This window comes from Corynebacterium sp. HMSC072G08 (genome assembly GCF_001809185.1).
Classification (GTDB): Bacteria; Actinomycetota; Actinomycetes; order Mycobacteriales; family Mycobacteriaceae; genus Corynebacterium; species Corynebacterium phoceense.
The window spans coordinates 1-10,991 of the sequence record NZ_KV796383.1; the positions used below are offsets into that span (position 1 = coordinate 1).

Sequence of the window (10,991 nt, forward strand, 5' to 3'; positions counted from 1 at the left end):
ATAGGGTGTCCACTAAACGAGGGTAACCTCACAGGTATCAGGGTTTAAATGTCACAGGGAGTGTCATGTCAAACTGCTTTACACTTTCCCGTCTTAACGGTAGTGTCACTTACGACAGATGGTGTAGTGAGATTGCTACACACTATGTTGTGTTGAAGCAGAGGTTGACCATGCGTATTCTCCAGGACGAAAAGATGACTCCTCAGCAGCTGGAGGAGTTTGACGCGCTTGCGAAAGCGAGCGAATCGCCGGTTGTACGTACTCTTATGCAGAACATTGCAGAGGTGCTTCGTAACGGTGGCAATCTGCTGAGCGCAGAGGAAGATGCTGCGTTGTCGCCGAATGAGGCAGCTAAGCAGCTCGGTATGAGCCGTACATTTCTCAATCGCCTTCTCGATCAGGGAAAAATTCCCTACTTTAAGGTAGGCACGCATCGACGCATTCGTGTAGTCGACCTCGCCCTATTCGAGCAGCAGCGCGATTCGGATCGTATTGAACTGGCACAGCGTCTGGCACGCCAGCAGCAAACCACGCGTGCAGTAGATGCAACGATTGCGGACTTGCTCTAGTTTTGGTTCTGCGGTACGAAAAGGGCTATGCATAGTAGACGCGGGCGTCCCACGCTTCGAGTACTTAAAGAGGACTTGAGGGACGGCTGGCAAGAATCGTTCGTCATGCGTGCGGTGGGTGATGAGCGTTACGAAGATTTATTGCCGTTAAGCGAGCTCGCACATCCGATCATAAGGAAGACCGCCGAATCGTTCACCGACACAGCGTCCGCCGATAACTACGTGGGCGCTATTGGGAGTGCTGTCTCCATTCGTCTGCTGGAGATAAAGCAGTCTCAGTGGCGAGGCGGGGTGTGGACCGATCCTGGAACAGGAGTGTGCTGGCTGGTTGCTGCAGGGCGTGCAAAAGGTGGTCATGAGGACAATGACGACTTCTATAAATTTGTGGAGCGTGAGGAGCACAACGGTACTATTACTCGGCTATTGCCGACGGAAGACGATAAACGTTTGCTGAAGTTGGAGACGGCGGCGCGTATTCGTACGGAGTGGGAACTCAATATCCAGCGTGAGGTGCTGGTTGCGTTGCAGGAGATTTGTGGCGGTGGGATAGCGCGCTTTGACGTGAACCATCCGCTAGCGCGATTGGGGAGGTTCGCGACCGTCGAGTTGTACGTGGAATTGGTGCGGGGCGAGGACCGCATCGCCGCAGATGAAGTCATCGTTGAGTTCTTTCCGCAGCGTGGAGTCAACTTCAACGAGGAGCTCTATTGGCAGCTCATCGTTCGTGTATTGGCTTCGGTCTACCCGCCCGCACAAGGCTGGGATCGTGTTGGGGACGCGTTTCATCAAATGGAAGAGCCGGGGAGTCTCGACAAGCGCATTTCCGAGCTAGAAACGCATGATGTGATGCGCACCCTCGCGGAGGTAGAACTCGGGGCCGTCGCACATTTCACACACCGTGAACATTTAGCAAGCAAGATCATAGATGGGACTGGTGTGCGTTCCTTGTGTGGAGTCTATTTCGTTCCCACACAAGACGCAGACTCGCTGCCGGCATGTCCGCAGTGCGAGGCGCTGTATGCTGCATTGCCGAAGCTACCATTGGGCAATTAGCGGAGAAAATGTCACGCTCCGTAGTGCATTCGGTGTCTCAGCTACCTGCGGTCCTGGGGGCGGAGACGTCGGCAGGCGAGAGCGGAAGCGGTGTGTCCGGGGTGCCGGTGACGGGGATAATGTCGAAGCCTTCGTTTTTGATGACGCGTTGGCGGCGTTTGAACATTGTGGCCAGGGGAGGGCAGTTGTAGTCGTTGAAGTCGTGGACGGTGGCGGTGGCGTTGGTCTCGCTGCGGGTCACTCGGCCGATGCGCTGGATGATGTTGCCCTTGAAAGAGATGGGGGAGGCGAGGACGAGGGCGTCGATGGTGGGGAGGTCAAAGCCCTCGCCGGCGACTTTGTCCATGGCGACGAGGACGAAGTGTGTCGAGGCGTCGAGTTGGGCGTGGAGGTCGTGGCGCTCGGCGGGGGTGAGGCCGCCGGTGAGGGAGAAGACGTTGGCATCGGGGAGCTGGTGGCGAAGTTCCTCCGTGAGCGCGGCGACGTGGGCGCGGCGGTTGGACAGGACGAGGACGTTGTGGCCAGCCTGCGCTGTGGCGGCGGTGACGGAGATGACAAGGGCGTTGCGGGCGGCATCGGCAGCAAGGGCGTTGTAGATCTCCGTCATGTCGACAGGGCCGAGGATCTCGTGGGTGAACTCGGTGAGGTGAGGGTGGTACTCGCGCCGGGTGGTGCGCTGGGGCGCGATGGTGTGGCGGATGGGTCCGAGCAGCATGGTGATGAGGCGATCGAGACCATCGGAACGGTAGGGCGTGGCGGTCAGCCCCGTCCAATAGCGGATGTTGAGCTTGCTCAGTGCAGCGGTCAGTCCCGGTGCTGCGACGCCGTGGCACTCATCGACGATGACGTGACCGTACTTTTCGAGAAAAGAAGCGTCTGTGTCCTTGCGGCCGAGCGCGACGGCGCTGATGATGTCCACGACGTGGGTGGGCTTGGCTTTGGTGCCAGGTAAGACGTCGAGGAAACGTGTGAGGCGATCGTGCCACTGCGCGGCGAGTTCCTTGGTTTTGACGATGACGGCGGTGGGAACGCGGCGGCGCGCGATGAGTGCACAGGCGATGACGGTCTTACCGGTGCCGGGTGGAGCGACGAGGACACCAGTGTGGTGGGCTGAAATGTCGTTGAGTGCCTTCTTCTGCGGCGGGGTGAGCTCGCCGGTGAAGGTGGCGTCAATCTTCGGCGGCTTGGGCGTGTGGCCGCGCCGGGTGATGGTGTAGCCAGCTTCTTTGAGAATGTCGATGGCTGGCTCGAGGAGACCACGGTCGAGGAGGAGCTCGTGCTTGCCGTGTGGGCTGGCGTCTTCCTGATAGCGGACGATGACGCGGGGCGTGCCCCATGTGGAAAAGCGCTGATTTTGGAGCTTGTAGAACTCGGGGTTGGGGAAGACACCCAGGTGGCGCAGGGCATTGAGCGTGGCGGTGTCGAGGTTGGCGGTGGCGATGTGGACGAGGGCGTCGTGGGTGACGGAGGCCTTCCGGTCTTTGTCGCTTTTGGCTTTGTTGGTCTTGGCGATTTTCTTTAACTGTTGCTTGCAGGGTGGAGAGGGGAGTTTCTCGGGATCGTGGTCGGTGTAGAGCGCATCGCGGATCTTCTGAAGTTGGTGCTGCGTGGCGAGGCGGGTGCAGGAAAGAACGGCGAATTGATCGTCGAAGGGATGGAAATCGTCGTCGACGAAGACGGTAGTGCCTTTCTGGCGATGGTTGCCCTGCAGCGGGAGGGCGATGAGGTTGCCCAGCTGGGCCTGGCCGCGCGCGTTGACGGGCAGCCGATCTTGGGCAGGGAAGAAGCGGTCGTAGCTCGAGAACTTCACGGGACGTGGAGAGCTTGCGAGTAAACCGAGACCAACCTGGCGGGCGAGCTGCGCGGGAACCGCGGTCTCAAAGAAGATCCAGACATGGGCGCCGGCGCCGGAGCGAGAGACCTCGATGAGCGGATCGAGTCCGTGGGCTCGGCATTGTTCGGCGTAGGCGAGGGCGTCTTGTTGGAAGTCGCCGTCGTCGAAGTCACAGGCGAGGAGATAGCAGGTGTCATCGGGAAGCAAGGGGTAGAGTCCGGCGAAGAACTCGGTGCGGGTGAGATGCTTGGTGATGACCGACGCGTCGAGTGGGCGGAGGTTCTCCGGTGATGGGTCATCCTTGAACTTCGTGTGACGCGTGGCGGGGAACCAGGCCTTCTTCTGGCCGTCCTTGCTCGTCCACGCGATGGCGTGGATGTCCTGGCGGCCGCGGAAGCGCGACATGTAGAGCGCCATTTTCTCCGCGGTGGAGGAGTCTTTTGTTACTTCGCCTGACATCCGAGTGCGGGCGGCTGGTGTTGGTGAAACAGGGACGTCGGGTAGAGATTCCGTGGGCTGCGCAAGGTTGATTGGTGCATCAGGAATTGCGTGCTGCTCAAGGAGTTCCTCGACGGAGGAAACACCGGCGAGGGCGAGGAGGGCACGTTCCAGCCCTTCGACGCGGAGGCGTAGTGCGTCGAGTTCGGTGTTGTTTGGGCTGGAGGCCTGGGGTGAGCGGGACGCGGTCATGATGAGGTGAGAATAACAAGAACTGGTGTCGATGTGAGCTTGTTTCTGGCCAAGGAGAAGGCGTTTAGTCGAAGTAGCGTACGGGCGGCTCGATTCGTGGGCATAGGTTTTCCTGATGGTCCATACAAGAGCTGCTGTGAGGGCGCGGGAGGGCTCGTCTTTCAGTGACTTCGGCATTGGAGCGGGGCGCGCTTTAACGTTAACGAAGATAATCGCTGTGAGAGTGCCTTGTGAAAGGCTGACAAAAGTGGGGCAGTGGAACGAGCGCTGCGCAGCTGTGAGCTGAGGACGAGATTGGCATGAACGTTGGGGACGGATTGCGGTGAGGCTACAGGGGTGAATTCCTGACGGACCTGGGTGCGTAACGCGGATTCAAGGGCAGGCGCTCATGTCGAGTGCGCCGTTTAAAATTAACTATCACAATTCAAGACCTTTGGAATTAGAAGAGGACCGTTACATGGATGATGAACTGTGCCGCTTGAATGAGCCGGGTGCCCGAGTACATGAGGCGCCTCGCTATCAATCTGAATACGAGCAGCTGTGCGAAAACGATGAAGCTGCGGCTGATTTGTATGATGAGCTTCTCGATCGAGCGGTTCAACGTGGACTTCCGGTTGCTGACAATGCGGAGACTGGTCGTGGACGTGGGAGTTATCGTTGTCCGGTGGGGGAAAGAACACTGCGTCGTTGGCGTGCAGCAAGTGGGCAAATCCCGTGGTGCGGAGAAATTCGTTTTCAAGGAAGCTCCTTCAACGAAGAAGACGGAATTCTCTGGCGATCCTATTTCCATGATTTGAATGATGCCGAAACCAGTGAGCCGACCGATGATGTCTTGTTCTCCAGCCTGCGTGGGAAAAAGGTGCGCAAAAAGAAAGTGAAACGCGGCAAGCAAGATTCCCACATCAAGGGTGCGATTGATGAGGCGCGACGCTGGACTCGCGACCATAAGCAATTTAGTCTTAGGTACCTGCGCGAAAGCTAATCTATACTCAGACTAAAAGCTATGTGGGGACCGAAGGCTATGTAGACGGAGAGGTGGTGTCCCATGAGAAGTCGAAACTCGCTCGGGCGGGTCAATGCCCGTGCTCAACTTAAACTGGTTGATGACTTGCGAGCAATTCGCCAAGACAGCGGTCGAACTATCGACGAGGTGGCGGCCGCGCTCAGAGTAGAAAGCGACGTAATTGTTGCTTTTGAGCAAGGCGAATCGAATTTTACGATGTCTACTCTTCGGCGGTATGCCAAGGCCGTGGGGGCTGAGCTCTCCATGTCGGCCTGGGTTCACAGCTTCCAAGAAGTTGAACCGTCCGCGGTGCATTCTCCCTCGCCCCCGAGTACGACCCATTTTCAGATGAAGGTTATCGCTACTGGGGATCCGTTAACATCGGAGTTCTCTCCGCGCCGCGGACCGTCTTTTAGAACGACAACAAGGAGCAAGGTGCATGGGTGAGGGGACGGAGCTGATAATCTCCGAATCATATTCCGTAGCGAAAGTCAGCGCTGAAGCAAAAAGCTTCAGCAGCAATGGGGAAGAGATTCCCATCAACGTAACGATGACTTTCGGAGTACATCTCGCAGACGATGCAATTGGACTCGAGGTCTGCGTGAATCGTACTGGAGATGACGCGGACATCGTTGCTGCGGTACGGGGCGTTTATATGCTTTCTGAACCAGCGACTCAGGAGCAGCAAGTGGAAATTCTGTCGTCGTGGGCAGGACCGCGCACTCTGGCTGCGACGCAGCTGAAGCTCAACGAATTGGCTGCCTCAATCGATCGCGCTGTCGTACCTTTCCCCAAAGACATGGAGAATGCTTTCGCACCTGAAGCATTTGCCGAATTTTTCGGTTAATGCGGTCCTCGTCCGGGGCTATCGCTTCTGGGATTGTTTCACCATGTCTGGCCTGACCTCTGCCAGGGGGATGCTGGCTATGTGGGGTGAAAGTTGTGTTTTGTCGTTGCTCGTGCGCACGCATGGTGGGGCGCGCCGGGTCGAGCGGCGCGGAACGCCCAAGCCTTTCCGGGCGCGGCAGGCAGAAGACCCGGAGGCGAAGGCGGCGATTGCGCGGGCGGCATCGGAGTTAATTGCAGATGATGACGCGGTGATTTTTGATAACGGCACGACGGTGCAGGCCATTGCGCAGCGGCTGGCTGGCCGGCCCATTACGGCAATGTGTCTGAGCCTGCATTCCGCGGCGGCGCTCGGGGCGAAGCCGGGAGCGAATATCTTTGTGCCGGGTGGGCAGGTCGAACCGGACACGCTGGCGTTGTCCAGCGTCGCGGTGGCGAGCGCCTTGCGGGAATTTCGCGCAGACGTGGTGGTGCTGGGGTCGTGTTCGACGTCGCTGGAACACGGGCTGGCGACGACAACGTATGACGATGCGGAGAATAAACGCGCCGCGATGCGCGCGGCAACGCGACGCATCTTGGCCGTGGCGCCGCGCAAGCTTAATCATGTCTCGACGTTTCGGTTTGGCGATATCGAGGATTTGCATCAGCTGGTCACGACCACGGACGCGCCAGCGGACATTCTCGCGCAGATTCGCGAGCTGGGTGTGCACGTGATTACGGTGCCCGCAGGTAAATAAGGCTTAGTAGTAGGAGCCTTCCTCGTCCGCGTCCTCGAGGTCGGCGACGATCCTTTGCAGGTACATGCGCCGGCGCAGGCGGATGGCGGGGCGGGCGGCCACGGCGACGGGGCAGGGAAGTTGCGCGGCCAGTTGACCAGGCTCCGAGAAGGGCAACGAGGCCGAGGAGAGAAAGCCCGTCCGAGAGTTCTACTGCGTGGGGTGGACTCCATCTTTCGATGGATGGGGGTACCCCCTTGCGTGCCTTGCCTAAGTTTGGTTAGGGTACCTTTCGTAAACATACGCTCTCCTAATCTCGCTCTGGGCGGGAAATGAAAAGGATCTATCTCGCAATGACGATTCGTCGCACTCTTGTTGCCTCCGTTGCTACCGTGACCGCCGCCGCGCTGCTCGCGTCCTGCTCCTCCACGGAGTCCTCTCAGTCCACGGAGACCTCGGCCGCTGCTGCCGATGCCACCACGCTCACCATCGAAGACAACATCGGCTCCCACGAGCTCACCCTCCCATATGATCGCGTGGCCGTGACGGATAACCGTTCCTTCGAAATCCTCGCTGACTGGGGCGTCAACATCGTGGCGGCGCCGATCAAGCTCGTGCCGAAGACGCTTTCGGACAAGATCAACGCCGATACCGTCGAGGCCAACCTGGGCAGCCACAAGGAGCCGGACCTTGAGGCGCTCGTCGCCGCGGACCCGCAGATCGTCATCAACGGCCAGCGCTTCGAGCAGTACCAAGAGGACCTCCAGGAGCTCGTGGGCGACGAGGTGCCGGTGCTCGACTTCGAGCCGCGCGACGGCAAGGACCTGCCGGCCGAGCTCATCCGCCAGACTGAGGCCCTGGGCCAGATCTTCGGCCACGAGGAGGATGCCGCGAAGCTCGTCGACGACTTCAACAAGGCACTCGAGCGTGCGAAGAAGGCCTACGATCCGTCCAAGAAGATCATGGCCGTGAACACCTCCGGCGGCGAGATCGGCTACATCGCTCCGCACGAAGGCCGCTTCTTCGGCCCATACTTCGACATGCTCGGCCTCACGCCGTCCCTCGAGGTGGAAAACGGCTCGAACAACCACGAGGGCGACGACATCTCCGTCGAGGCCATCGCCGAGTCCAACCCGGACTGGATCTTCATCATGGACCGTGACGGTGCCATTGGCGCCAAGGATGGCCAGCTCCACGGCGAGGCGCTGATCAAGGACAACGCCGCGCTGCAGAACGTCGCCGCCGTCAAGGACGGCCATATCATCACGGCCCCGGAGGATACCTACACCAACGAGAACATCATCACCTACACCGAGGTTCTCAACCAGATCGCTGACGCTTTTGAGTCGGCTAAGTAATCCCTGCTAGACCCCTTCACCGGAGCGGCCGCGTTGCCCCTCCGGTTTTAAGGATTTTTCATGACTGACACACTCGAGGCGCCGCGGACCCGCCGGCGCCTGTGGGACTGGAAGCTGGTGCTTGGGGGCATCGGCGTGCTCGCGCTCTTGCTCGCCTCGCTGGCGACGGGGGAGTACGACCTGTTCTCGCACGGCGACGGCTTTGACATGTTTATGACCACGCGCGTGCCGCGCACCATCGCGCTCGTGCTCGCTGGCGCCGCCATGGCCATGAGCGGCCTCGTGATGCAGCTGCTCACGCAAAACCGCTTCACCGAGCCGTCTACGACGGGCACCACCGAGTGGGCCGGCCTCGGCCTACTCTTCACGATGGTCGTCTTTCCTGGCTCGACCATCCTTGTGCGCATGGTCGGTTCCGTGGCCTTCGCCTTCATCGGCACGATGGTCTTCTTCCTCTTCCTGCGCCGCGTGACCCTGCGCTCCTCGCTCATTGTGCCGATCATCGGCATCATGCTCGGCTCCGTCGTCTCCGCCGTCTCGACCTTCTTCGCGCTGGAAACGGACATGCTCCAACAGCTCGGCATCTGGTTCATGGGCTCGTTTACCTCGGTTTACTCGGGGCAGTACGAGGTCCTCTGGATCGTGCTCATCGTGCTCATCGTCGTCTTCCTCTTCGCCGACCGCCTCACCGTCGTCGGCCTCGGCGAGGACGTCGCCACGAACGTCGGTCTCAACTACAACCGTCTGCTGCTCATCGGCACCGGCCTTATCGCGATCGCGACCGGCGTCGTCACCGTCGTCGTCGGCTCCCTGCCGTTCCTCGGCCTCATCGTGCCCAACGTCGTATCCATGATCCGCGGCGACGACCTGCGCTCCAACCTGCCGTGGGTCTGCGTCCTCGGTATCGGCATTGTCACGCTCTGCGACCTCGTGGGCCGCGTCATCATCTCGCCCTTCGAGATGCCCGTCTCCGTCATCCTCGGCATCATCGGCGCCGTCGTCTTCGTCGTCCTCATCGTGAGGAGCAACCGTGGTCACTAAGAAATACTGGATAACGCTGTCCGTCGTTTGGGGTCTGGCTTTAGTTTTTGCCTTCGGCCTGCTCGCCTGGGACAACCCCATGCCATTCGGCACCCGCAAGTTCTGGCTCATCGCCGAGCGCCGCGCCGATGCCGTCACCGCCATGGCCATCGTCGCCGTGTGCCAAGCCATGGCCACCGTCGCCTTCCACACGGTAACGAATAACCGCATCCTCACCCCGTCCATCATGGGCTTCGAGGCGCTCTACCGCGTCATCAACACGGCGACCGTTTTCTTCCTGGGCGCCGCGGGGCTCACGGCCTCGCGCAACTTCGGGACGTTCCTCATGCAGATGGGCATCATGATTCTGCTGTCCCTCCTGCTCTACTCCTGGCTGCTCACCGGTGCGGAGAAGAACCTTCACGCCATGCTGCTCGTGGGTGTGGTCATCGGCGGGGGACTGGGGTCGCTCTCCACCTTCATGCAGCGCCTGCTTACGCCCTCCGAGTTCGACGTGCTCACCGCGCGTCTCTTTGGCTCCGTGAACAACGCGTCCACCGAGTACTACTCGGTGGCCATTCCCATCGTGATCGTCGCGACAGTCCTGTTGTTCCTCAACGCGCGGCGCCTGAACGTCATCGCCTTGGGTGCAGACGTCTCGCAGAACCTCGGAGTGAACCACAAGTACAACGCAATCTACACGCTCATCCTTGTCTCCATGCTCATGGCGACGACCACCGCGCTGGTCGGTCCGATGACCTTCCTCGGCTTCCTCGTGGCCACCCTGGCGTACCAGTTCGTGGACACCTACGATCACCGCTATATCTTCCCGATGGCCATCGGTCTTGGCTTCCTCGTGCTTACCGGTGCCTACTTCATCATGAACCACGTGTTCCGTGCCCAAGGCGTGGTCTCCATCATCATCGAGCTCGTGGGCGGCTCCGTATTCCTGTTCGTCATATTGCGAAAGGGCAGACTGTGATTTCTTTAAAGAACGTGACGAAGTCCTACTCTTCGTCGCTCACCATCGGACCCCTCGATCTGGAGATCCCCTCCGGCGGCATCACCGCCCTCGTGGGGCCCAACGGCGCCGGCAAGTCGACGATGCTCACCATGATTGGTCGCCTTCTCGACATGGACGCCGGTTCCATCTCCGTGGGCGGCCACGACGTCACCTCGACCAAGTCCAAGGAACTGGCCAAGGTGCTGTCCATCCTGCGCCAGGAGAACCACTTCGTCACCAAACTCACCGTGCGCCAGCTCGTGGGCTTTGGCCGCTTCCCGTATACGCAGGGGCGCATTACCGCCGGCGACGAGGAGATCATCTCCAAGTACATCCGCTTCCTCCACTTGGAAGAACTCCAGGACCGTTACCTCGACCAGCTCTCTGGTGGCCAGCGCCAGCGCGCCTACGTCGCCATGGTGCTCTGCCAGGAGACTGACTACGTCCTCCTCGACGAGCCACTCAATAACTTGGATATCGCGCACTCCGTGGAGATGATGAAGCACCTTCAGGTCGCCGCCCGCGACCTCGGCCGCACCATCATCGTCGTCCTCCACGACATCAACTTCGCCGCGCGCTATGCCGACTATGTCTGTGCGTGTAAAGACGGGCAGATCGTGGAGTTCGGACCCACCGAGTCCATCATGAAAGACGACATCCTCACCGATATCTTCGAAACCCTCATCCAAGTCATCGAAGGACCCAATGGTTTGATGGCGTGCTACCACTAGATTTTTAAGGCCCTGACCTCGCGATTTGTTTGAATCTAGGTCCGGGCCTATATTTATCCGAGTCGCCAGCGAGGCGGCAACGCAAACTCCGTTGATTCGGATTTGACAGAGTCAAAGCCAATCACTAAGTTTGAATAAGTCGCTTGAGAGCAACTCGTTAAGGGTTGT

General features: G+C 59.6%; 11 protein-coding genes. 10 read left to right on the forward strand and 1 reads right to left on the reverse strand.

From position 1 onward, the window contains the following. Window positions 1-170: 170 nt before the first annotated feature. Window positions 171-569: a helix-turn-helix domain-containing protein gene (locus tag HMPREF2559_RS01015; RefSeq protein ID WP_068802205.1), complete on the forward strand. Its 399-nt coding sequence runs from the start codon at window positions 171-173 to the stop codon at window positions 567-569. A gap of 105 nt (window positions 570-674) precedes the next feature. Continuing rightward, entirely contained in the window at window positions 675-1,622 is a 948-nt protein-coding gene (locus tag HMPREF2559_RS01020) for a DUF3039 domain-containing protein (protein WP_066487323.1), read from the forward strand. Window positions 1,623-1,659: 37 nt separating this feature from the next. Here the strand turns inward: HMPREF2559_RS01020 and HMPREF2559_RS01025 are convergent, their stop codons facing one another. Then, a complete protein-coding gene (locus HMPREF2559_RS01025; protein WP_246818443.1) occupies window positions 1,660-4,146 on the reverse strand; it encodes a DEAD/DEAH box helicase in 2,487 nt (828 codons plus the stop codon). Window positions 4,147-4,603: 457 nt separating this feature from the next. Between HMPREF2559_RS01025 and HMPREF2559_RS12620 the strand changes: the two genes are divergently transcribed. The 8 genes from HMPREF2559_RS12620 (at window position 4,604) to HMPREF2559_RS01060 (ending at window position 10,823) form a co-directional block, all read left to right on the forward strand. Further along, entirely contained in the window at window positions 4,604-5,128 is a 525-nt protein-coding gene (locus tag HMPREF2559_RS12620; RefSeq protein ID WP_141759175.1) for a hypothetical protein, read from the forward strand. A 63-nt stretch (window positions 5,129-5,191) separates the two neighbouring features. Continuing rightward, window positions 5,192-5,596, forward strand: coding sequence for a helix-turn-helix domain-containing protein (locus HMPREF2559_RS13450; protein WP_082723209.1), 405 nt, complete (start codon window positions 5,192-5,194; stop codon window positions 5,594-5,596). Continuing rightward, window positions 5,589-5,996, forward strand: coding sequence for a hypothetical protein (locus tag HMPREF2559_RS01035; RefSeq protein ID WP_066487316.1), 408 nt, complete (start codon window positions 5,589-5,591; stop codon window positions 5,994-5,996). The genes HMPREF2559_RS13450 and HMPREF2559_RS01035 overlap by 8 nt, the downstream gene beginning before the upstream one ends. Beyond that, complete coding sequence (locus tag HMPREF2559_RS01040; RefSeq protein ID WP_231732310.1) at window positions 5,956-6,732, forward strand: DeoR/GlpR family DNA-binding transcription regulator; 777 nt, start codon at window positions 5,956-5,958, stop codon at window positions 6,730-6,732. Before HMPREF2559_RS01035 ends, HMPREF2559_RS01040 begins: the two co-directional genes overlap by 41 nt. A gap of 332 nt (window positions 6,733-7,064) precedes the next feature. Next, a complete protein-coding gene (locus HMPREF2559_RS01045; protein ID WP_066487313.1) occupies window positions 7,065-8,069 on the forward strand; it encodes a siderophore ABC transporter substrate-binding protein in 1,005 nt (334 codons plus the stop codon). Window positions 8,070-8,129: 60 nt separating this feature from the next. Continuing rightward, on the forward strand, window positions 8,130-9,110 hold the full coding sequence (locus tag HMPREF2559_RS01050; RefSeq protein WP_066487311.1) for an ABC transporter permease: 981 nt from the start codon (window positions 8,130-8,132) through the stop codon (window positions 9,108-9,110). Next, on the forward strand, window positions 9,100-10,071 hold the full coding sequence (locus HMPREF2559_RS01055) for an iron chelate uptake ABC transporter family permease subunit (protein ID WP_066510037.1): 972 nt from the start codon (window positions 9,100-9,102) through the stop codon (window positions 10,069-10,071). The genes HMPREF2559_RS01050 and HMPREF2559_RS01055 overlap by 11 nt, the downstream gene beginning before the upstream one ends. Beyond that, window positions 10,068-10,823: an iron ABC transporter ATP-binding protein gene (locus HMPREF2559_RS01060; protein ID WP_070539255.1), complete on the forward strand. Its 756-nt coding sequence runs from the start codon at window positions 10,068-10,070 to the stop codon at window positions 10,821-10,823. Before HMPREF2559_RS01055 ends, HMPREF2559_RS01060 begins: the two co-directional genes overlap by 4 nt. Window positions 10,824-10,991: the final 168 nt, after the last annotated feature.